Below are 20,882 nucleotides of genomic sequence, written 5' to 3'. Positions count from 1 at the left end.
CGTCTAGAATACGCCGCGGCGCCCGGTCCCGCCGGCCGCGAGCGCCCCCGGAAAGTCAGCAACAGAAGGATGGAAATGAAGAAGGCCGCCCTGTGCGCCGCCCTCGCCCTCGTGGCGGGCAGCGCCTTCGCGAAGGAGTGGAAGACCGTGCGGATCGGCGTCGATGCCAGCTACCCGCCGTTCGAGTCGACCGCGCCGAGCGGCGAGATCGTCGGTTTCGACGTCGATCTCACCAAGGAAATCTGCAAACGGATCAACGTGAAATGCGTGTGGGTGGCGCAGGATCTCGACGGGATCATCCCGGCGCTGAAGGCGAAGAAGTACGACGTCATCGTGTCGTCGCTGACCGTCACGGACAAGCGCCGCGAGCAGATCGACTTCTCCGACAAGGTGTATGACGCGCCGGCCCGGATGATCGCGAAGACCGGCTCGCCCCTGCTGCCGACGGTCGCGTCGCTGAAGGGCAAGCGTGTCGGCGTCGAGCAGGGTTCGACGCAGGAAACCTACGCGAAGACGTACTGGGAACCGCAGGGCGTGACGATCGTTCCTTACCAGAACCAGGACCAGGTCTACACCGATCTCGGCTCGGGCCGCCTCGATGCGACGCTGCAGGACGAGCTGCAGGCCGACTACGGCTTCCTGCGCACGCCGCGCGGCAAGGGCTTCGCGTTCGCCGGGCCGGAAGTGAAGGATCCGAAGACGATCGGCGACGGCACCGCGATCGGCCTGCGCAAGGACGATACGGACCTGAAGCTCAAGATCAACCAGGCGCTGGCCGACATGCACAAGGACGGCACGTACGACCGGCTGTCGCACAAGTACTTCTCGTTCAGCGTCTATTCGGCGCCGGCCCGCTAAGCGCCGACAAGAAGAAGCAACGGATGCGGGGGCGGCCCCGTGTCCACGCAGTAAAGGCAGTCAACCACGCGCCGCCCGCCCCCTTGCCCGCCGCTCGCGCGACGGGCTCGCCCGGCACCGTTGCCGGGGCGGACGGTCATGATACGCACGGGGCGTTCCGCGCAGCTTGGCGGGCGCGTCTTTCGCGGCGCACCGCGTGCGCCGTCAAGGACCACATATGTTTCTACAAGGTTACGGCCCGCTGATCCTCGCTGGCACCTGGCAAACCGTCAAACTGGCGGTGCTTTCGCTCGCGCTGTCGTTCCTGCTGGGGCTGCTCGGCGCAGGCGCGAAGCTGTCGCGCAACCGCGTGACGAACGGCATCGGCACCGTCTACACGACGCTGATCCGCGGCGTACCCGACCTCGTGCTGATGCTGCTGCTGTTCTACAGCCTGCAGATCTGGCTGAACATGGCGACCGACGCGCTCGGCTGGGACCAGATCGACATCGACCCGTTCCTCGCCGGCGTGCTCGTGCTCGGCTTCATCTACGGCGCGTACTTCACCGAGACCTTCCGCGGTGCGTTCCTGTCGGTGCCGCGCGGCCAGCTCGAGGCCGGCAGCGCATACGGGATGACGAACTGGCAGGTGTTCACGCGGATCATGTTCCCGCAGATGATGCGCTTCGCGCTGCCGGGCATCGGCAACAACTGGCAGGTGCTCGTGAAGTCGACCGCGCTGGTGTCGATCATCGGCCTCGCCGACGTCGTGAAGGCCTCGCAGGACGCCGGCAAGGGCACGCTGCGGTTCTTCTTCTTCACGCTGATCGCGGGCGCGGTCTACCTCGCCATCACGACGATCTCGAACTTCGTGCTGATGTGGCTCGAAAAGCGCTACTCGACCGGTGTCCGCAAGGCTGACCTATGATCGAACTCATCCAAGAATACTGGCGCAACTATCTCTACACCGACGGCTATCGCATCACCGGTGTCGCGATCACGCTGTGGCTGCTCGTCGTGTCGATCGGCCTCGGCTTCTGCCTGTCGATACCGCTCGCCGTGGCGCGCGTGTCGAAGAAGAAGTGGCTGTCGAGCGCCGTGTGGCTGTACACGTACGTGTTCCGCGGCACGCCGCTCTACGTGCAGCTGCTGCTCTGCTACACGGGCCTCTACAGCCTGCAGGCCGTGCGCGGCACGCCGGTGCTCGATGCATTCTTCCGCGACGGGATGCACTGCACGCTGCTCGCGTTCACGCTGAACACCTGCGCATACACCACCGAGATCTTCGCCGGCGCGATCAAGGCGACGTCGTATGGCGAGATCGAAGCCGCGCGCGCGTACGGGATGTCCCCGTTCACGATGTATCGCCGCGTGATCCTGCCGTCGGCGCTGCGCCGCGCGCTGCCGCTGTACAGCAACGAAGTGATCCTGATGCTGCATGCGACCACCGTCGCGTTCACCGCGACCGTGCCGGACATCCTCAAGATCGCGCGCGACGTCAACTCGGCGACCTACATGTCGTTCCATGCGTTCGGCATTGCCGCCCTGCTCTACCTCGCGATCTCGTTCACGCTCGTGTGGCTGTTCCGCCAGGCCGAGCGTCGCTGGCTCGCGTATCTGCGCCCGCAAGGCAAGTAAGTTTTCGCAGGACTATTGATGAACTCCCAGACTCAGAAGCTTTTCGTCGACGATCTGCACAAGCGCTACGGCGACAACGAAGTGCTCAAGGGCGTGTCGCTGAGGGCGAACTCGGGCGACGTGATCAGCGTGATCGGCTCGTCCGGCTCCGGCAAGAGCACGATGCTGCGCTGTATCAACTTCCTCGAGCAGCCGAATGCGGGCCGCATCTTCGTCGACGGCGAGGAAGTGCGCACCGCGCTCGACAAGACGGGCGCGCTGCGCGCGGCCGATACGAAACAGCTGCAGCGCGTGCGCACCAAGCTGTCGATGGTGTTCCAGCACTTCAATCTCTGGTCGCACATGAACGTGATCGAGAACGTGATGGAAGCGCCCGTGAACGTGCTCGGCATCCCGAAGAAGGAAGCCGAGGACCGCGCGCGCGAGTATCTCGAGAAAGTCGGCCTCGCGCCGCGCGTCGAGAAGCAGTACCCGTCGCATTTGTCCGGCGGCCAGCAGCAGCGCGTCGCGATCGCACGTGCGCTCGCGATGCATCCGGACGTGATGCTGTTCGACGAGCCGACGTCGGCGCTCGACCCGGAGCTGGTGGGCGAAGTGCTGAAGGTGATGCAGAAGCTGGCCGAGGAAGGCCGCACGATGATCGTCGTCACGCACGAGATGGGCTTCGCGCGCAACGTGTCGAATCACGTGATGTTCCTGCACCAGGGCCGCGTCGAGGAAGAAGGCGTGCCGGCCGAGGTGTTTGCCAATCCGAAGAGCGAACGCCTGCGCGGGTTCCTGTCGGGCAGCCTCAAGTAACACGCACGAAACGCACGACGGTCCAACGGGCGCCCCGCGGCGCCCGTTTTGCGTTTACGCGGCGCTCACCGGCGCGCCGTCGGCGAACGCGCGCAGCGCGTCGCCCGCCAGCCGGTATCGCACCCATTCGCTCTGCGGCGCCGCGCCGACGCTCTCGTAGAAGCGGATCGCCGGCTCGTTCCAGTCGAGCACGCTCCATTCGAACCGCCCGCAGCCCGACTCGACCGCGATCCGTGCAAGCGTCTTCAGCAGCCGCAGCCCGGCGCCCGCCCCGCGAAAGCGCGGCGACACGTACAGATCCTCCAGATACAGGCCCTGCCGCGCGAGCCACGTCGAATACGAGAAGAAATACACGGCGAAGCCGGCCGGCTCGCCGTCGACCTCGCAGATCAGCGCGCGCGCGGGCGACCCATCGCCGAACAGGCTGCGTTCGAGGGACGCGGGCGTCGCGATCACTTCGTGCTCCGCCTTCTCGTAGACGGCCAGCTCGGTGATGAAGCGCAGGATCAGCGGCACGTCGGCGACGGTGGCGCAACGGATATCGATTTGCACGGGTTGAGCCCTCCTCCGGCCCGGTTCTGAAACAGAAAGCAGCGCCGCGCACGCGCGCTGGCGCCGATCGAACCGTCATGCTACGTTCGCGCAACGACTGCAGGAAGTGCAGTTTCTTCATCCAGACCTGAACATGATGCATCCCGACCTGCGCCGTCTCGACCTGAACCTGCTGCTCGTGTTCGACGCGCTGTACCGCCACCGGTCGGTCGCGGCGGCCGCGCATGAGCTCGCGTTGAGCCCGTCCGCGTTGAGCCACGCGCTCGCGCGGCTGCGCGACGCGATCGGCGATGCGCTGTTCGTGCGCCTCGGCAACGAGATGCAGCCGACCGTGCGCGCCGACGACATCGCCACGTGGGCCGGCGACGCGCTCGACACGATGTCGAAGGGTCTCGCCCGCGCACGCCGCTTCGATCCCGCGCAAAGCGACCGCACGTTCGTGTTCGCCGCGACCGACTACACGGCCTTCGCGGTGCTGCCGGCGTTCCTCGCGCGGATCCAGCACGTCGCGCCGCACCTGCGGATCCGCGTCGTGCATTCCGACCGGAAGATCTCCGTCGACGAGCTTGCGGCCGGCCGCATCGACTTCGCGCTCGGCTATCACGAGGAATCGGCGGCCGATGCGCCGGGCATCGAGGATTTCGACTGGTTCTCCGACGACTACGTCGTGATCGCCAGCGCCGCACATCCGGCGATCCGCCGGCGGCTGACGCTCGACCGGTACCTGGCCGCCCGCCACGTGGTCGTCACGCCGTGGAACGAATCGCGCGGCGTCGTCGACTACGTGCTCGACCGGCTCGGCCTCGCGCGGCACGTCGCCGTGCAGTTGCCGACCGTGCTGGCCGCGCCGTTCGTGATCGCGGAATCCGAATTGCTGATGACCGTGCCGAACCGCGCCGCGCAGGCGCTGCGGCACGCGGCGCCGATCCGCATCTTTCCCGCGCCGTTCGAAATCCCGCGCTACACGGTGAAGGTCTACTCGCACGCGAAGCATGCGCGCACCGATGCGCACCGCTGGATTCGCGCGCAGTTGCTCGACGCGCGGCCGGGCCCGCGCTAGGTTCCGCGCGCCTTGTGCGACGGGCGTTTCAGGCGCCGGCCTGCGTTCGCCGAAACCGCCCGAATCATTACGAAATACTTACCAATTTCGCGACTTTCGCGCTTACGCCCGCGCATTCGCAACGTCAATAGTGGCAATCCTTGACCCCTATCCAAAAAATTCGTGTCTCCCTTGCGGGACAAGGGTTTTCCGTTAATTGCCAACCCTCGGTGCACCTGTTGCCCACCGTGTTGCATGGCAATTTGGCGACAGCGGTTAGTCAAACAACGATTTCCATCGCCACAAAATTGTATTTTTGCTAAATTAGTAACCAAAGTAGCAAAACGAAGTTCGTGAAATGTAGTTTAGCTTCACGACACTACAAGGAGACCCCGCAGGCCGACCCGGCTGCGCGGGACCGCTCAACGGTTTTCCGTCCGCTTGCCCGCGTGCCGCGCTTACCGGCCCTGCACGAGGTCTCCCTGGTTATCCCGCTTTTGCCCGGCGCTCGCGCTCCGGGCATCTCGTGCAGTCTGGGTTGACTTTTTGACAGGGTATGGAGGAGATGATGAAGAAAGCTTTGGTCGCGGCCGCGCTGATGGCTGCTGGGGTGGTGACGGCGCACGCGCAGAGCAGCGTCACGCTGTATGGCCGCCTGGATGCGGGCATCGAGTACCTGAACGGCCTGCAAAACGGCCACCAAGTGCGCGCGGAAAGCGGCGACTGGGGCACGAGCCTGTGGGGCTTGAAGGGTAGCGAGGACATCGGTGGCGGCAACAAGGTCCTGTTCCACCTCGAAGGCGCGTTCAACACGATGACGGGCGGCTTCAGCGGCTCGATCTGGGATCGTTTCGCGACCGTCGGTATCTCGAACGACCGCTACGGTACGCTGCTGCTGGGTCGCGAGCTCGCGATCGCCAACGGCGTGTGGGACTTCGACCCGTTCGGCCAGTCGGCCTGGTCGACGGCCTCGCTGGTGCGCGGCCGCAACTGGAACAAGACCAGCAACAACGTGTCGTACCAGTCGCCGTCGCTCTACGGCCTCGACTTCTACGGCCAGTTCTCGTTCTCGAACTCGACCAGCTTCAACGGCAACACGACGGCCGGCCAACCGGGCCGTGCAATGGGCGGTCAGGTCACCTACACGAACTCGCTGTTCCAGTTGCGCGGCATCTACGACGAAACGCGCGACAGCAACGGCCGCTTCTCCGACGTGTTCAACTACTCGCGTGAATACTTCGCGGGCGTGAACGTGTTCCTCGGCCAGTTCAAGGTGCAGGCGGCCTACCAGGCATCGCGCGCGGACGGCAGCGGCGGCCCGGCAGTGAACGCCGGCGTGACGGGTACCCAGCAGGTCTGGGGCGGCGTGACGTGGCAGGCAACGCCGGCAGCGGCGCTGATCGCAGCCGTGTATCACGTGAACGCGAACCACGGCGGCGGCAACGCGAACATCTACACGGTCGGCGGCTCGTACAACATCTCGAAGCGCACGCTGTTCGACCTGCAGGTCGCAACCGTGCGCAACAGCAAGAACGCGAACTTCGGCCTGAACGCGAACGGTGCAGGCACGGCCGTGTCGACGGGCAACCCGAATCCGGGCGGCAGCCAGACCGGCGTCTACGCCGGTATCCAACACCTGTTCTGATCAGGCGCCGTCAAAGAACGATTCGACAACACTTTCCACGCTGCTGCGAGAGGCGCGTATCGGTGCGGTACCCAACCGGGTATCCGCACCGTTTTTTCTTGGGCGGGCCGGCTTGGCGCCTGCTCCCGCAAACCACGGGCTTGCGCAGGCCCGGCGACGCGCGACGGCGTTCAGACGGCCGCTTCGTTCTCTTCGCCGGTGCGGATGCGGATCACGCGCTCGACGTCGGACACGAAGATCTTGCCGTCGCCGATCTTGCCGGTACGCGCCGCGCCGATCACCGCGTCGATCACCTGGTCGACCTGCGCTTCCGCGACGACCACCTCGATCTTCATCTTCGGCAGGAAGTCGACGACGTATTCGGCGCCGCGATACAGCTCGGTATGGCCCTTCTGGCGGCCGAAACCCTTCACTTCCGTCACGGTCAGGCCCGTGAGACCCACTTCGGCGAGCGCTTCGCGGACTTCGTCCAGCTTGAACGGCTTGATGATGGCGGTGATGCGTTTCATGGTGGTTGTCCCCCAATGCTCGTTTGGATGAAAAATCGCGTTCCCGATTGTAAGCCTGCGGGCCGCCTCCGGCCCAGCACGGCTCACTCGAGACGTTCGGTAAACCGCGACGTGATCGGGTAGCGCCAGTCGCGCCCGAACGCGCGATGCGTGACGCGGATGCCGATCGGCGCCTGGCGGCGCTTGTATTCGTTGATCTTGATGAGCCGCGTCACGCGTTCGACGTCGGCCTGCGCATAACCGGCCGCGACGATCTCCGCGAGCGGCCGGTCTTCTTCCATGTACATCCGCATGATCGCGTCGAGCACGTCGTACGGGGGCAGGCTGTCCTGGTCGGTCTGGTTATCGCGCAGTTCGGCCGACGGCGCGCGCGTGAGGATCCGCTCGGGGATCACGTCGCGCAGCCCGTAGTCGGCCGTGGCGTTGCGATAGCGGCAGAGCCGGTAGACCAGCGTCTTCGCGATGTCCTTGATCACCGCGAAACCGCCGGCCATGTCGCCGTACAGCGTGCAGTAGCCGACCGCCATCTCGCTCTTGTTGCCGGTCGTCAGCACGATCGAGCCGAACTTGTTCGACAGCGCCATCAGCAGCGTGCCGCGGATGCGCGCCTGGATGTTCTCCTCCGTCGCGTCTTCCGCGCGGCCCGCGAACTCGCCGGCAAGCGCCGCGCGGAATGCGTCGAACATCGGCTCGATCGCGATCTCGTCGTAGCGCACGCCGACGCGCCGCGCCATCTCCGCCGCGTCGGTGGTCGAGATGTCGGCCGTGAAGCGCGACGGCATCATCACCGCGCGCACGCGCCCGGGCCCGAGCGCATCGCACGCGACGGCCAGCACCAGCGCCGAATCGACGCCGCCCGACAGCCCGATCAGCACGCCGGGAAAACCGTTCTTGCCGATGTAGTCGCGCACGCCGGTCACGAGCGCGCGGTACACCTGCGCATCCGTCGACAGCTCGGGCGCGATCGTGCCGGGCAACGGCCGCGCGCCGTCGAATTCGACGATCGCATGGCCTTCGTCGAACTGCGGCATCTTCGCGACGAGCGCGCCCTGCGCGTCGAGCACGAACGAGCCGCCGTCGAACACGAGCTCGTCCTGGCCGCCGACGAGGTTCACGTACACCATCGGCAGCCCGGTCTCGCGGATCCGCGCGCGCAGGATGTCGATGCGCACCGCTTCCTTGTTCATGTGGTACGGCGAGCCGTTCGGAATCAGCAGCACCTGTGCGCCGGCCGCCTTCGCGATCTGCGCGGCCGACGCATGCCACGCGTCCTCGCAGATGATCACGCCGTATTTCACGCCGTTCAGCTCGAACACGAGCGGCTCGGCGTCCGTCGCGAAGTAGCGCTTCTCGTCGAACACCTCGGCGTTCGGCAGATCCTGCTTGCGGTAGGTGCCGACGATTGCCCCGCCGACGATCAGCGATACCGCGTTGAAGGTATCGGTGGGCGGCACGCCGCGCTCGATCGGGCGGTTTGCATTACCATCGACGGCTGGCGCGTGCGGATCGGCGCCCGCACCGCTGCCCGGACCCCTGCCCGGACCGCGCAACGGATGGCCGACCAGCACCGCGAGCCCGTCGAACGCCTTCAGCGCGTCGGCCAGGGCAGCGAGCGCAGATGCCGCCGCCGCGTAGAACGCGGGCCGCAGCAGCAGGTCTTCCGGCGGATAGCCGGACAGCGCGAGTTCGGGCGCGACCATCAGCTGCGCACCATCGTTGTGCGCGGCGCGTGCGGCCGCGACGATCCGCGCGACGTTGCCGGCGAAATCGCCGACGGTGACGTTGATCTGGGCAAGAGCGAGTCGGGTCTTCATGGCGGGATCGGGCGGCGCGCCCGGAACGGCTGACGAAATCGAACCGGACGCGGGCCGCGGCGGCACGCATCCGGCAACATCCAACGGTACGGATTCACGCTTGAAACACGCACGCATCGATTATCGCACGGGCATCCTGTCGTCCCCCGCCGAGGTGCCGGCCGACGAATGGAACGCGCTGCTCGCCCGCGACGCGCAGCCGACGCCGTTCCTGCGCCACGAATTTCTCGACGCACTGCACGTCGCGCGCTGCGCGGTCGACGAGACCGGCTGGTCGCCGCACTTCGTCACGCTGACCGACGAGCGCACCGGCCGCCTCGCGGCCGCCGCGCCCGTCTACGCGAAGCAGCATTCTTACGGCGAATACGTGTTCGACTGGGCGTGGGCCGACGCCTATCAGCGCAACGACCTGCCCTACTACCCGAAGCTGCTGTGCGCGGTGCCGTTCACGCCCGTGCAGGGCACGCGCCTGCTCGCGGCCGACGACGACGCACGCCGCCGGCTCGCGGCCACGCTGCTCGCGTTCGCCGAGCAGAGCGACGTGTCGTCGCTGCACGTGCTGTTCCCGACCGGCGACGAGGCGCGGCTGCTCGAATCGATGGGAATGATGCTGCGCGAAGGCGTGCAGTTCCACTGGCTCAACGACGGCTACCGTCACTTCGACGACTTCCTCGGCACGCTCGAGCAGAAGAAGCGCAAGAACATCCGCGCGGAGCGACGCAAGGTGCACGACGCGGGCGTGACGTTCCGGCGGCTGACCGGCGACCGGATCACCGACGCCGACTGGCGCTTCTTCTCGCGCTGCTACCGGCAGACCTACCGCGAACACTTTTCGAGCCCGTACCTGAACCTCGATTTCTTCCGCACGATCGGCGCGACGATGCCCGAGAACCTGCTGCTCGTGATCGCGGAAGCCGACGGCCGGCCGATCGCGAGCGCGCTCGCCGTGTACCGGCGCGGCGAGCACGGCGGCGGCACGCTGTACGGCCGCTACTGGGGGGCGATCGAACACGTCCCCTGCCTGCATTTCGAAACGGCCTACTACCAGTTGCTCGAATTCTGCATCGAGGCCGGGCTCGACACGTTCGAAGGCGGCGCGCAAGGCGAGCACAAGCTCGCGCGCGGCTTCCTGCCGACCGTCACGCACTCCGCGCACTGGCTCGCGCACCCGGCGTTTTCCGATGCGGTCGCGCGCTTCCTCGAACGCGAGACCGAACATATCCACGCGTACGTCGACGAGTTGCGCGAACACGATCCGTTCCGGCGCGGCACCGAATAGCACCGGCAGGCACGTCGTCATGCGGCGAGGCCACGACCGGCCTCGCCGCATGACGCACGGCCGCCTCCGGCTCAGTGCGCGGCGAGCGTCACCGTCTGCGACAGCGCCTGCGGGTCGCGCGACGACGCGGCGGCCGACAGCACGTAGCTCCCCGCGCCGACCCGCCACGCATGCGCATTCGCATCCCATACCGCGAAGCGCTGCGCCGGGACCGCGACGCTGACCGTGCGCGCCTCGCCCGGCTGCAGCGCGACCTTGGTCCAGCCGACGAGCCGCTTCGGCGGCTCGCCGAGCGAAGCGGGCAGCGCCGCGTAGATCTGCACCGTCTGCGCACCGGCACGCGCGCCCGTGTTCGTCACCGTCACGCCGACCTTCACGTTGCCCGCCGCGTCGGCCTGCGCCGACATCCCCGACATCGCGTACGTCGTGTACGACAGCCCGTAGCCGAACGGGAACAGCGGCTCGATCGCCTTCGCGTCGAACCAGCGATAGCCGTACGCGAGGCCTTCCGCATAGACGGTCTGCGTGCGCGACGGATCGATCGCCGGCTGCGGCAGGTCGGCTTCCTGCTTCGGGAACGTCAGCGGCAACCGGCCCGACGGATTCGCGTCGCCGAACAGCAGGTCGGCGATCGCCTGGCCGCCCTGCGCGCCCGGATACCAGGCATCGAGCACGCCGTGCACGTTCGCGAGCCACGGCATCAGCACCGGGCTGCCGTTCTCGAGCACGACGACCACGCGCTTCGCCTTCGCGGCGACGGCCGCGATCAGCGCGTTCTGGTCGTATTGCTGGTTGTACGGATCGGCCTTCGCATCCGGCAGCGACAGGCTCGCGAGGTCGAGCCCTTCCGTTTGCCACTGCGTCGCGAACACGATGGCGACATCGGCCTGCGCGGCCGCGGCCGCCGCGGCATTCGCATCGGTCCCGTCGAGATAGCTGACCGAGGCGTTCGGCGCCTTCGCGCGGATCGCCGCGAGCGGCGCGGACTTGTACCAGGTCGCGCAGCCGCCGAACAGCGTGCCGGCCGGTTGCTCGCAGGTCGTCACCGCGTTGCCGTCGATCGCCGGTACCGCGCCCGAGCCGCCGCCCGACAGCACGCCGGCATCCGCATGCCCGCCGATCACGACGACCGACTTGAGCGCGCCGGCCGCGAGCGGCAGCACGGGCTGCGCATCGCCGGGCGCGGCCGCGTTCTTCAGCAGCACCGCCGCTTGCCGCGCGATCGCCAGCGCGTCGGCGTTGCCGGCGGCCTCGTCGATCGCACCGCCCGGCTTCGGCGGCGCATCCATCACGCCGATGCGGATCAGCGTGCGCAGCTTGCGCTGCACCATGTCGTTCAGGCGCGCGGCCGACACGCTGCCGGCCTGCAGCGCCGCGCGCAGCTTCGAGTTGAAGTAGGAGCCGAGCGGCGCGTTGCCGTCGTCGGCCGCGCCCGGCTGCTCCTCGTCGAGCCCGGCCTGCACGGCCGCGACGGTCGAGTGCGTCGCGCCCCAGTCGGACTGCACGACGCCCTTGAAGCCCCATTCGTTCTTCAGCACCGTCGTCAGCAGATACGGGTTCTCGCAGGCATACACGCCGTTCAGCTTGTTGTACGAGCACATCACGTTGCCCGGCTGACCGTCCTTCACGCCGATCTCGAACGCGAGCAGCTCGGCCTCGCGCATGGTCCGCTCGTCGACGACCGAATCGATCGTCATCCGGTTGGTTTCCTGGTCGTTGAACGCGAAATGCTTGATCGTCGCGATCACCTTCTGCGCCTGCGTCGCCTGCGTGCGCGCGGCGCTCAGCGTGCCCGCGAGCACCGGATCCTCGCCCATGTATTCGAACGTGCGGCCGTTGCGCGGCTCGCGCGCGAGGTTCACGCCGCCGCCGAGCCCTTCCGCGAAACCGAGCGCGCGCAGTTCCAGCGCGATGCGCGTGCCGTAAGTGCCCGCCAGCGCGGGATCCCAGGTCGCCGCGAGCGCGACCGGCGCCGGCAGCGCGGTCACGCGCGCGTTCTTCACGTTCACGCCGCCCGCCGAATCGGCGCTGCTGAGCGCCGGAATGCCGAGCCGCGGCACGCCGGGGATGTAGCTGGCGCCGTTCAGCGCGTCGGCCGGAAACGGGCCGCCCAGGTCGAGCGCGGGCATGCCCGTGCCGTGCACGAGCTGCAGCTTCTCGTCGGTCGTCAGTTGCGCGACGAGCGCGGCCGCGCGCTGGTCGGCCGCCACATCGGGGTCGGCCGGCGCGCTCGGGCCCGCCTGGATGTCGTCGCCGCCGCACGACGCGAGCAGCACCGTGAGCGCACACGCGGACGCAATCGTCGAACACCGGAACAGCGAAGTTTTCATTGATCCTCCAGAATCGTTCTGTTGTACTTGTCGCCACACTCCAGCGTCCGAGTCTAAAAAGTGACCGGTCACCACGCTTGACCGGCAGGAGCATGCGTTGACCTCTCGCAGCGGGGACAAACCCGAACGGCATGACGACAGGGAGACAGACATGGAGTTGCAACAGAAATCGGTATCCGTACGGATCTACCGCTGGCTGTGCGAGGACGCGCGCGCGAACGGCATCGATCCCGCGCCGCTTTACGACACGCTCGGCATCGGGCCGGCCGAGCTCGCCGACGACGCGCGCCGCATCGCGGGCGACCGGCATGTGGCTGCGATGCAGCTGACGAGCGGCTGGCCGCTGTCGTGGCGTCGCCCGCCGCCGCAAGTCGTGCCGTGGCTCGTGCAGTTTCCCGAACTCGCGGGCATCACGTGCAACGCGGCGACGCTGCGCGACGCGCTGCACGGCTACCTGCACTATCGCGAGCTGATCGGCAACGTCGACTGGGTGTTCGCGCACGAGCATCGCGATGCGATCGCGCTCGAGTACGTGAACGAAGGCGACGGCCGGCACGCGGGCAGCGCATTCACCAACCTCGCGATCCTCGCGGCACTCGCGCGCCTGTACGATCCGCACGCACGCATCGCCGACGCCGAATTCGCCGGCCGCGCGTTCGCGCCCGCCGCCGCGCTGCGCGACATGCTCGGCGCGCCGATGTCGTTCGACGCCGCGCACAATCGCATCGTGCTGCGCTCCGCGCACCTCGACACGCCGTTCGAGCGCTACAACGCGCCGCTCGCCGGCATCCAGCGTCATGCGGCCGACGCCGCGCGCGAGCGCGTGCGGGCACGCTCGACGTTCGGCTCGTCGGTCGAGCAGTGCGTGCGCGACTGGCTGCGCACGTCCGACGAAGTCGACGTGCCGACCGACACGCTGATGCAGCACGTATGCACGCGCTTCGCGATGTCGCGCTGGACGCTGCGCCGGCGGCTGCATCGCGAAGCCGTCGGGTTCCATGCGCTTGTCGCGCAGGCGCGACTCGGCGAAGCACGCGACCTGCTGCTGAACACGCAGTTGCCGATCGGCGAGATCGGCGTGCGCGTCGGCTTCCGTTCGACGAGCGCGTTCACGCGCTTCTTCACGCGCGAACTCGGCGCGGCGCCGAGCCGCTTTCGCGACGGACACGGCGACCGGTGGCGTTGACGCGCGTTTTTTCTGAGACACTGGCGGCTTCGCACTCCGCCGCCCTGCCATGTCCTGGTTTCTGTATCTGATCGAATGCGCCGACGACAGCGTCTATACGGGCATCACGACCGACGTTGCCGCGCGCTTCGACGAACACGCGTCCGGCAAGGGCGCGCGCTACACGCGCTCGCGCAAGCCGCGTGCGGTGCTCGCGTCGTTTCCGCTGCCCGACCGGTCGAGCGCGTCGCGGGCGGAATACTGGGTGAAGCGGCTTACGCCCGTGCAGAAGCGGGAGCTGGCGGCCGGGTTGCGGACGCTCGAATCGGTGTTGCCCGTCGTGGCGACGCTCGATGAAAGCGCGGACGCGGCCGGCTCACCGGTGCGCACGCGCGGGCGCAAGCAGGCGAAGGCGGAGAACGCCGACAACCTGGCGGACACGGCCGCGGCGCAACCGGCTGCAGCGGAAAACGTGAAGGCCGGGAAAGTCGGCAAACCGGCAAAGGCGGCAACGCGCAAACCAGCGGCGACGAAAGCCAAAAAGGCCGCGCCGGAAGCGAAACGTGCACAAGCCGACGGCGCCACAGCCGTAAAAAAGACCGCGTCGCGCGGCATGTCGGTAAAGAAGACCAGGCCGCCCGCATCCGCTTCATCGAAACCGAAGGCCCCGGCCGCCGTCGGCCAGCCCGCGGCGAACACGCGCAAGAACGCCGCTTCCGAGCCGGCCCGTCGCCGGCCATCGGCCGCGACAACCATCGAAGCGGCCCCGCCCCGCGCAACACGTGCGAAGACCGCGCCGGCCGCGGCGCCGTCCGCACGCCGGAAACCCGCGCGCCCAAAACAAAACCGCGCGGCCTCCTGAGGAGACACGCGCGGTCTGCGTTCCGTACGAACCGGCCGTCGGCCGGCACGCCGCTTACTTCTTGTAGTTCGCGGCGCCGTCGGTGATTTCCTTGTGCGCGGCTTCGATGCCGGCCCAGCCTTCGACCTTCACCCACTTGCCCTTCTCGAGCGCCTTGTATTGCTCGAAGAAGTGCTTGATCTGGTCCTTCAGGTACTCGGGCACGTCGTCGATCGACTTCAGGTTCGCCGTCATCGGGCAGACCTTGTCGTGCGGCACGGCGACCAGCTTCGCGTCGACGCCCGACTCGTCGGTCATCTGCAGCATGCCGAGCACGCGCGAGCGCACGATCGAGCCTGCCAGCAGCGGGAACGGCGTGATCACCAGCACGTCGACCGGATCGCCGTCGCCCGACAGCGTCTGCGGGATGTAGCCGTAGTTCACCGGATAGCGCATGCCCGTGCCGATGAAGCGGTCGACGACGAGAAGGCCCAGTTCCTTGTCCGCCTCGTACTTCACCGGGTCGCTTTGCGCGGGAATCTCGATGATCACGTTGAAATCTTGCGGCAGGTCCTTGCCGGCCGGAACATGATTGAAGCTCATGAGCACTCTCTGTAGGTCGATGGGAATTCGGGACAGGGCGCAGCGGCCGATGCACCGGCGCGGGCGCCCCCCAAGGGAATGCGCCATTATAGCCAATCGACCGGTGGCGTCCGGATGACGATCGGCGCGATAATCGTTCCGGATGGTCGGCCGTCGCACTGCCGGCCGCGTGGCACGGCATCGGCGTCGGCGCTGAAGCGCCAACCCGGGTACACGGGAGCAGGCATGGAAGAGGCGAAGCACTTCATCGCGGGCGAATGGACGTTGCCCGCGCAACTGGAAACCATCGCGGTCGTCGATCCCTCCGATGGCCAGCCGTTCGCGGTCATCGCGCGCGGCACGGCGCCCGATGTCGAGCGCGCGGTCGCCGCGGCCCGCGACGCGTTCGCGGGCCCGTGGGGCGCCGCGAGCGCCGCCGAACGCGGCCGCGTGCTGATGCGGCTGTCGGCGCGCGTGACCGATTCGATCGAGGAACTCGCCGCGATCGAGGCGCGCGATACCGGCAAACCGCTGAAGCAGGCACGCGCCGACGCGGCCGCGCTCGCGCGCTACTTCGAGTTCTACGCGGGCGCCGCCGACAAGCTGCACGGCGAAACCCTCCCCTACCAGGCCGGCTACACGGTGCTGACGGTGCGCGAGCCGCACGGCGTCACGGGCCACATCGTGCCGTGGAACTACCCGATGCAGATTGTCGGGCGCAGCGTCGGCGCGGCGCTCGCGGCCGGCAACGCGTGCGTCGTCAAGCCGGCCGAGGATGCGTGCCTGTCCGTGCTGCGCGTCGCCGAGCTCGCCGCCGAAGCCGGCCTGCCGGCCGGTGCGCTCAACATCGTCACCGGCTACGGCCACGAAGCCGGTGCCGCGCTCGCGCGCCATCCGGGCATCGACCACATCTCGTTTACGGGTTCGCCGGCCACCGGCAAGCTGGTCACGCAGATGGCGGCCGAGAACCACGTGCCCGTCACGCTCGAACTCGGCGGCAAGTCGCCGCAGATCGTGTTCGCCGATGCCGATCTCGAGGCGGCGCTGCCCGTGCTCGTGTCCGCGATCGTGCAGAACGGCGGGCAGACCTGCTCGGCCGGCAGCCGCGTGCTGATCGAGCGCGCGGTGTACGAGCCGCTCGTCGAGCGCCTCGCCACCGCGTTCAACGGGCTGCGCGTCGGCCCGAGCCGCGCCGATCTCGACTGCGGCCCGCTGATCAACGCGAAGCAGCAGCAGCGCGTGTGGGATTTCCTGTCCGACGCGCAGCACGACGGCATTCCGATGGCCGCGCACGGGCAGGTCGTCGCCGATGCGCCCGAAAGCGGCTTCTACCAGGCCCCGGCGCTGTTGCGCGACGTACCGCCGTCGCACCGCCTCGCGCAGGAGGAAGTGTTCGGCCCCGTGCTCGCCGCGATGCGTTTCGTCGACGAGGACGAAGCCGTCGCGCTCGCGAACGGCACGCCATACGGCCTCGTCGCGGGCATCTGGACGCGCGACGGCGCGCGCCAGATGCGGCTTGCGCGCCGCCTGCGCGCGGGCCAGGTGTTCATCAACAACTACGGCGCGGGCGGCGGCGTCGAGCTGCCGTTCGGCGGCGTCGGCCACTCGGGCCACGGCCGTGAAAAAGGCTTCGAGGCGCTGTACGGCTTCACCGCGCTGAAGACGATCGCGATCCGCCACGGCTGAACGCGCCGGCGGCGGCCGGTCGCGACATGACGCACGACGATTCTGATAACCGGCACAGGAGATACACCATGCGGTTGAGCGGCAAGACGGCCATCGTCACGGGCGGCGGCTCGGGCTTTGGCGAAGGCATCGCGAAGACGTATGCGCGCGAAGGCGCGAACGTCGTCGTCAACGACCTGAACGGCGCGGCGGCCGAGCGCGTCGCGAGCGAGATCGCGCTCGCGGGCGGCAAGGCGATCGCGGTCGCCGGCGACGTGTCGAGGCAGGACGACTGGCATGCGCTGCTGCAGGCCGCGCTCGACGATTTCCACGCGGTGCAGATCGTCGTGAACAACGCGGGCACCACGCACCGCAACAAGCCCGTGCTCGACGTGACGGAAGCCGAGTTCGATCGCGTGTACGCGGTCAACATGAAGAGCCTGTTCTGGTGCGTGCAGACCTTCGTGCCGTACTTCCGCGCCCAGGGCGGCGGCGTGTTCGTCAACGTCGCGTCGACGGCCGGCGTGCGGCCGCGCCCGGGCCTCGTCTGGTACAACAGCACGAAGGGCGCGATGATCACCGCGAGCAAGTCGCTCGCGGCCGAGCTCGGCGCCGACCGCATCCGCGTGAACTGCATCAATCCCGTGCTCGGCGAGACGGCGCTGATGACCGAGTTCATGGGCTGCGAGGACACGCCGGAAAACCGCCGCCGCTTTCTCGCGACGATCCCGCTCGGCCGCTTCTCGACGCCGCAGGACATCGCGAACGCGGCGCTCTACCTTGCATCCGACGAGGCCGAGTTCATCACCGGCGTGTGCCTCGAAGTCGACGGCGGGCGCTGCATCTAGTCGTAACGGGCGGCACGACAATCACGCCATTGCTTCGCACGAAACCGGATCGGGCGCCGCTGCGCCCGCTCCGGCCAACTACAAGGACTGGAGACAACATGGCAACATCGACGCAGTCGCTGCCGGGCTCGTCCGGCGCATTCGAGGAAGCAACCTACCGCAAGGTCTCGTGGCGGCTCGTGCCGCTCCTGCTGCTGTGCTACGTGGTCGCGTATCTCGACCGCGTGAACGTCGGCTTCGCGAAACTGCAGATGGCGAGCGACCTGAACCTGAGCGACACCGTGTACGGGCTCGGCGCCGGGATCTTCTTCTTCGGCTATTTCCTGTTCGAAGTGCCGAGCAACATCATCCTGCACAAGGTCGGCGCGCGGGTGTGGATCGCGCGCATCATGGCGACCTGGGGCGTGATCTCGATCCTGACGATGTTCGTCACGACGCCCGCGATGTTCTACGTGATGCGCTTCCTGCTCGGCGTCGCCGAAGCGGGCTTCTTCCCCGGCGTGATCCTCTACCTCACGTATTGGTATCCCGCGCACCGGCGCGGCCGGATGACGACGTTCTTCATGACGGCCGTCGCCCTGTCCGGCGTGATCGGCGGGCCGATCTCGGGCTTCATCCTGAAGGCGTTCGACGGCGTGAGCGGCTGGCACGGCTGGCAATGGCTGTTCCTGCTCGAAGGCATCCCGTCGGTGCTCGCCGGCGTGCTCGTGTTCTTCACGCTCGACGAGCGGATCGCGAAGGCGACGTGGCTGACCGACGAGGAAAAGGCGCTGCTCGCCCGCAACGTCGACGCGGAGGAAGCGACCAAGGAGGACCTGTCGCTCGGCGCGGTGATGTCGAGCCCGCGCGTATGGCTGATGGCGCTGATCTATTTCTCGTTCGTGATGGGGCTCTACGGCGTCGGATTCTGGCTGCCGACGATCATCAAGGCGACAGGCGTGACCGACACGATCATGATCGGCCTGCTGTCGGCGATTCCGTATGCGGCCGCGGTGGTCGCGATGATCCTGATCGCGCGGAGCGCGGACAAGCGCCGCGAACGCCGCTGGCACCTCGCGATTCCGGCGGCGATCGGCGCGCTCGGGCTCGTGCTGTCGGTGATCTGGGCGCACCAGACCGCGCTCGCGATGTTCGGCCTCACGCTCGCGACGATCGGCATCCTGACGACGCTGCCGCTGTTCTGGAGCCTGCCGACCGCCTTCCTCGGCGGCACGGCCGCCGCGGCCGGCATCGCGATGATCAATTCGATCGGCAACCTCGCCGGCTTCCTGAGCCCCTACCTGATGGGATGGCTCAAGCAGGCGACGAGCGCCAACGATGCGGGCATGTACATGCTCGCCGGGTTCCTCGTGCTCGGCGGGCTGCTCGCGCTGTCGGTGCCGAAGCGGCTGGTCGACAAGTGATGCGCGGCGCGTAACCGCACACCGGGCACACGGAGCGCGCCGGCCGACCGACTGCCTCCACCGAAACGCCCCGGCGACCGGCATCCGTCCGGTCGCCGGGGCGTTTTTGCTTTCGGACCGGCGCCACGCGGATCGACCGGACGCCACGCCAGACGGACGATGGCACCTTATCCATCAAATTATTCCCTTATGCTCCTATATATATGGAACAATAAAGAACATTCAGGGAATCATTTGCCGATCATGTTCCACACCGTCGAAGACACTGCCGCACGCCTGCGCGTCCATCCGAAGACCGTCCTGCGGTTCATTCGCGACGGCAAGCTGCGCGCGACGCGGGTCGGCCGTGCGTACCGCATCCTCGACACCGACCTCGCCGCGTTCGCGCCGGCGGCGCCGGCGGCGCCGGCCGCCGCTCCGCGCGCGGTGCGCGTCACCAGCATCGTCGACATCCCCGACGCGTCGCAATCGCTGCACCAGTACCTGTCGCGGTCGCTGCACGCGATGGCGTCGGGCCGCACGTCGTACGTCGATCCCGTGCGGATCGACGTCACGTTCGACCCCGCCTCGAGCCTGGTCAAGGTCGTCGTCGCCGCGACGCCGGCCGACACGGCGGCGCTGATGTCGTCGCTCGACATGCTGCTGCAGAAAAGCGGGACATGAGCGCGATCTTCCGGTCGCCCCGCCACGCACGCGCGATTCGCGCCGCCTACGCGGCCGCGCTGTCGCACTGGCCGGCCGGCCATCGGCGCATCACGGTGCAAACGCGCCACGGCGCGACGCACGTGATCGCCTGCGGCCCCGAACACGCGCCGCCGGTCGTGCTGATCCATGGCGCGCAGACGACGGCGGCCAGCTGGCAGCACTACGCGGCCGCATGGTCGACGCACTTCCGGCTCTACGCGATCGACGTGATCGGCGAAGCGGGGCCGAGCGCGCCGTCGCGCCCGCCGCTGGCAAGCGACGCGTACGCGCAATGGCTCGACGACGTGCTGGACGGCCTGCAGGTGTCGCGCGCCGCGTTCGTCGGCATCTCGCTCGGCGCGCGCACGGCGCTCGACTTCGCGTTGCGCCGGCCCGCGCGCGTGACGCGGCTCGTGCTGCTCTGCCCGTCCGGCATCGGCCGGCAAAAGCCGTTTCTGTGGTGGGCACTCCCGCTGCTGCTGCTCGGCGAGGTCGGGCGCGCCTGCGTGCGACGGCGCGTGCTCGGCCGCCTGCCGCCCGCGTCGACGCCGGCCGAACGTGACGCGCTCGCACTGATGCGCGCCGTCGATCGCGGGTTTCGCCCGCGCCTCGAACCGATCCCGGTATTCGACGACGCGACGCTGCGCACGCTGTCCGCGCCCGTCCTGGCGATCGTCGGCGGTCGCGACGCGCTGCTCGATTCACGCGACACGCACGATCGCCTGACGCGTCTCGTGCCGCACGCGCAGGTCCTGATGCTTCCCGAGCAGCGTCACTTCATCCGCGGGCAGCGCGACAACGTGCTCGCGTTTCTCATCTCGACGAAACCGATCGACATGCACCACCGAATCGTTCAGGCAGCCGGCAGCCGCGTGCTGGTCCGCGATCCTTGTGCCGGCCTCGTGCGGCGGGAAAGCGATGCGCTCGACCTCGTCGCGCTTGCGCACGAGCACGAAGCCGACTGGATCGCGATCGCCGCGGACGCGCTGCACGACGACTTCTACCGGCTCGACAGCGGGCTGGCCGGCACCGTGCTGCAGAAGCTCGTCAACTACGGCGTCCGGCTCGGCGTGGTCGGCGACATCGACCGCCGGCTCGCGCGCAGCGAAGCGCTGCGCGCGCTCGTTCGCGAGTCCAATCGCGGGGAGTCGGTCTGGTTCGTCGCGAGCGAGGCGGACCTGCTGCGCAGGCTCGGCGCATGACGGACAAAAAAAAGCCCCGAAGGCCGCCTGGCGTTCGGGGCGTCTTGCGCG

At 68.0% G+C, this 20,882-nt stretch carries 19 protein-coding genes; 14 read left to right on the top strand and 5 right to left on the bottom strand.

Annotation, left to right across the window (positions count from 1 at the left end; translation table 11 throughout):
* Positions 1–75: 75 nt before the first annotated feature.
* The 4 genes from HWX00_RS33090 to HWX00_RS33075 all read left to right on the top strand — a co-directional run bounded on the left by HWX00_RS33090 (position 76) and on the right by HWX00_RS33075 (position 3,273).
* Entirely contained in the window at positions 76–858 is a 783-nt protein-coding gene (locus HWX00_RS33090) for an ABC transporter substrate-binding protein (protein WP_049030099.1), read from the top strand.
* Positions 859–1,075: 217 nt separating this feature from the next.
* A complete protein-coding gene (locus HWX00_RS33085; RefSeq protein ID WP_034186233.1) occupies positions 1,076–1,765 on the top strand; it encodes an ABC transporter permease in 690 nt (229 codons plus the stop codon).
* Positions 1,762–2,475, top strand: coding sequence for an ABC transporter permease (locus HWX00_RS33080; RefSeq protein WP_034186234.1), 714 nt, complete (start codon positions 1,762–1,764; stop codon positions 2,473–2,475). The genes HWX00_RS33085 and HWX00_RS33080 overlap by 4 nt, the downstream gene beginning before the upstream one ends.
* Before the next feature lie 18 nt (positions 2,476–2,493).
* Positions 2,494–3,273: an ABC transporter ATP-binding protein gene (locus HWX00_RS33075; protein ID WP_034186235.1), complete on the top strand. Its 780-nt coding sequence runs from the start codon at positions 2,494–2,496 to the stop codon at positions 3,271–3,273.
* A 54-nt stretch (positions 3,274–3,327) separates the two neighbouring features.
* Here HWX00_RS33075 and HWX00_RS33070 read toward each other — a convergent pair whose 3' ends face one another.
* Entirely contained in the window at positions 3,328–3,825 is a 498-nt protein-coding gene (locus HWX00_RS33070) for a GNAT family N-acetyltransferase (protein ID WP_059560407.1), read from the bottom strand.
* Between the two features lie 133 nt (positions 3,826–3,958).
* Here HWX00_RS33070 and HWX00_RS33065 point away from each other — a divergent pair, with 133 nt between their 5' ends.
* Both HWX00_RS33065 and HWX00_RS33060 read left to right on the top strand, forming a co-directional pair.
* Positions 3,959–4,885: a LysR family transcriptional regulator gene (locus HWX00_RS33065; protein WP_049032450.1), complete on the top strand. Its 927-nt coding sequence runs from the start codon at positions 3,959–3,961 to the stop codon at positions 4,883–4,885.
* 544 nt (positions 4,886–5,429) lie between these two features.
* Entirely contained in the window at positions 5,430–6,509 is a 1,080-nt protein-coding gene (locus HWX00_RS33060; RefSeq protein WP_049032448.1) for a porin, read from the top strand.
* A gap of 170 nt (positions 6,510–6,679) precedes the next feature.
* On the opposite strand, the gene HWX00_RS33055 is transcribed toward HWX00_RS33060, so the two are convergent.
* Both HWX00_RS33055 and HWX00_RS33050 read right to left on the bottom strand, forming a co-directional pair.
* Positions 6,680–7,018: a P-II family nitrogen regulator gene (locus HWX00_RS33055; protein ID WP_006398637.1), complete on the bottom strand. Its 339-nt coding sequence runs from the start codon at positions 7,016–7,018 to the stop codon at positions 6,680–6,682.
* A gap of 83 nt (positions 7,019–7,101) precedes the next feature.
* Positions 7,102–8,832, bottom strand: coding sequence for an NAD+ synthase (locus HWX00_RS33050; RefSeq protein ID WP_069705598.1), 1,731 nt, complete (start codon positions 8,830–8,832; stop codon positions 7,102–7,104).
* Between the two features lie 100 nt (positions 8,833–8,932).
* Between HWX00_RS33050 and HWX00_RS33045 the strand changes: the two genes are divergently transcribed.
* Positions 8,933–10,111 (top strand): GNAT family N-acetyltransferase, encoded by a 1,179-nt coding sequence (locus HWX00_RS33045; RefSeq protein ID WP_049030133.1) that lies wholly within the window; start codon positions 8,933–8,935, stop codon positions 10,109–10,111.
* 71 nt (positions 10,112–10,182) lie between these two features.
* Here the strand turns inward: HWX00_RS33045 and HWX00_RS33040 are convergent, their stop codons facing one another.
* Positions 10,183–12,441 (bottom strand): glycoside hydrolase family 3 C-terminal domain-containing protein, encoded by a 2,259-nt coding sequence (locus tag HWX00_RS33040; RefSeq protein ID WP_175027689.1) that lies wholly within the window; start codon positions 12,439–12,441, stop codon positions 10,183–10,185.
* A 151-nt stretch (positions 12,442–12,592) separates the two neighbouring features.
* On the opposite strand from HWX00_RS33040, the gene HWX00_RS33035 reads away from it, so the two are divergent.
* Positions 12,593–13,627: a helix-turn-helix transcriptional regulator gene (locus HWX00_RS33035; RefSeq protein ID WP_034186240.1), complete on the top strand. Its 1,035-nt coding sequence runs from the start codon at positions 12,593–12,595 to the stop codon at positions 13,625–13,627.
* Between the two features lie 49 nt (positions 13,628–13,676).
* On the top strand, positions 13,677–14,468 hold the full coding sequence (locus HWX00_RS33030; RefSeq protein WP_049029528.1) for a GIY-YIG nuclease family protein: 792 nt from the start codon (positions 13,677–13,679) through the stop codon (positions 14,466–14,468).
* Between the two features lie 54 nt (positions 14,469–14,522).
* Here the strand turns inward: HWX00_RS33030 and ppa are convergent, their stop codons facing one another.
* Positions 14,523–15,050 (bottom strand): inorganic diphosphatase, encoded by a 528-nt coding sequence (gene ppa / locus HWX00_RS33025; RefSeq protein ID WP_011352863.1) that lies wholly within the window; start codon positions 15,048–15,050, stop codon positions 14,523–14,525.
* Between the two features lie 225 nt (positions 15,051–15,275).
* Here ppa and HWX00_RS33020 point away from each other — a divergent pair, with 225 nt between their 5' ends.
* The 5 genes from HWX00_RS33020 to HWX00_RS33000 all read left to right on the top strand — a co-directional run bounded on the left by HWX00_RS33020 (position 15,276) and on the right by HWX00_RS33000 (position 20,831).
* Complete coding sequence (locus HWX00_RS33020) at positions 15,276–16,715, top strand: aldehyde dehydrogenase family protein (RefSeq protein WP_034186332.1); 1,440 nt, start codon at positions 15,276–15,278, stop codon at positions 16,713–16,715.
* A gap of 68 nt (positions 16,716–16,783) precedes the next feature.
* Positions 16,784–17,542 carry an SDR family oxidoreductase gene (locus HWX00_RS33015; protein WP_034186242.1) on the top strand — a complete coding sequence of 253 codons (759 nt, stop codon included), beginning with the start codon at positions 16,784–16,786 and terminating at the stop codon, positions 17,540–17,542.
* A 98-nt stretch (positions 17,543–17,640) separates the two neighbouring features.
* Positions 17,641–18,945: an MFS transporter gene (locus HWX00_RS33010; RefSeq protein ID WP_034186243.1), complete on the top strand. Its 1,305-nt coding sequence runs from the start codon at positions 17,641–17,643 to the stop codon at positions 18,943–18,945.
* Between the two features lie 243 nt (positions 18,946–19,188).
* Entirely contained in the window at positions 19,189–19,608 is a 420-nt protein-coding gene (locus HWX00_RS33005) for a helix-turn-helix domain-containing protein (protein WP_175027688.1), read from the top strand.
* On the top strand, positions 19,605–20,831 hold the full coding sequence (locus tag HWX00_RS33000) for an alpha/beta fold hydrolase (protein ID WP_059560392.1): 1,227 nt from the start codon (positions 19,605–19,607) through the stop codon (positions 20,829–20,831). Before HWX00_RS33005 ends, HWX00_RS33000 begins: the two co-directional genes overlap by 4 nt.
* The last annotated feature ends 51 nt before the right edge of the window (positions 20,832–20,882 follow it).

Source organism: Burkholderia seminalis DSM 23518 (genome assembly GCF_902832885.1).
Classification (GTDB): domain Bacteria; phylum Pseudomonadota; class Gammaproteobacteria; order Burkholderiales; family Burkholderiaceae; genus Burkholderia; species Burkholderia seminalis.
Note: the sequence above shows the minus strand (reverse complement) of the source record. Positions and strands in the feature narration are given on the sequence as shown.

Excerpts from the sequence above, each read along its gene's own strand:
- HWX00_RS33090 (WP_049030099.1), top strand. The coding sequence starts at position 76 with ATGAAGAAGGCCGCCCTGTGCGCCGCCCTCGCCCTCGTGGCGGGCAGC.
- HWX00_RS33085 (WP_034186233.1), top strand. The coding sequence starts at position 1,076 with ATGTTTCTACAAGGTTACGGCCCGCTGATCCTCGCTGGCACCTGGCAA.
- HWX00_RS33080 (WP_034186234.1), top strand. The coding sequence starts at position 1,762 with ATGATCGAACTCATCCAAGAATACTGGCGCAACTATCTCTACACCGAC.
- HWX00_RS33075 (WP_034186235.1), top strand. The coding sequence starts at position 2,494 with ATGAACTCCCAGACTCAGAAGCTTTTCGTCGACGATCTGCACAAGCGC.
- HWX00_RS33065 (WP_049032450.1), top strand. The coding sequence starts at position 3,959 with ATGATGCATCCCGACCTGCGCCGTCTCGACCTGAACCTGCTGCTCGTG.
- HWX00_RS33060 (WP_049032448.1), top strand. The coding sequence starts at position 5,430 with ATGATGAAGAAAGCTTTGGTCGCGGCCGCGCTGATGGCTGCTGGGGTG.
- HWX00_RS33055 (WP_006398637.1), bottom strand. The coding sequence starts at position 7,018 with ATGAAACGCATCACCGCCATCATCAAGCCGTTCAAGCTGGACGAAGTC.
- HWX00_RS33050 (WP_069705598.1), bottom strand. The coding sequence starts at position 8,832 with ATGAAGACCCGACTCGCTCTTGCCCAGATCAACGTCACCGTCGGCGAT.
- HWX00_RS33040 (WP_175027689.1), bottom strand. The coding sequence starts at position 12,441 with ATGAAAACTTCGCTGTTCCGGTGTTCGACGATTGCGTCCGCGTGTGCG.
- HWX00_RS33035 (WP_034186240.1), top strand. The coding sequence starts at position 12,593 with ATGGAGTTGCAACAGAAATCGGTATCCGTACGGATCTACCGCTGGCTG.
- HWX00_RS33030 (WP_049029528.1), top strand. The coding sequence starts at position 13,677 with ATGTCCTGGTTTCTGTATCTGATCGAATGCGCCGACGACAGCGTCTAT.
- ppa (WP_011352863.1), bottom strand. The coding sequence starts at position 15,050 with ATGAGCTTCAATCATGTTCCGGCCGGCAAGGACCTGCCGCAAGATTTC.
- HWX00_RS33020 (WP_034186332.1), top strand. The coding sequence starts at position 15,276 with ATGGAAGAGGCGAAGCACTTCATCGCGGGCGAATGGACGTTGCCCGCG.
- HWX00_RS33015 (WP_034186242.1), top strand. The coding sequence starts at position 16,784 with ATGCGGTTGAGCGGCAAGACGGCCATCGTCACGGGCGGCGGCTCGGGC.
- HWX00_RS33010 (WP_034186243.1), top strand. The coding sequence starts at position 17,641 with ATGGCAACATCGACGCAGTCGCTGCCGGGCTCGTCCGGCGCATTCGAG.
- HWX00_RS33005 (WP_175027688.1), top strand. The coding sequence starts at position 19,189 with ATGTTCCACACCGTCGAAGACACTGCCGCACGCCTGCGCGTCCATCCG.
- HWX00_RS33000 (WP_059560392.1), top strand. The coding sequence starts at position 19,605 with ATGAGCGCGATCTTCCGGTCGCCCCGCCACGCACGCGCGATTCGCGCC.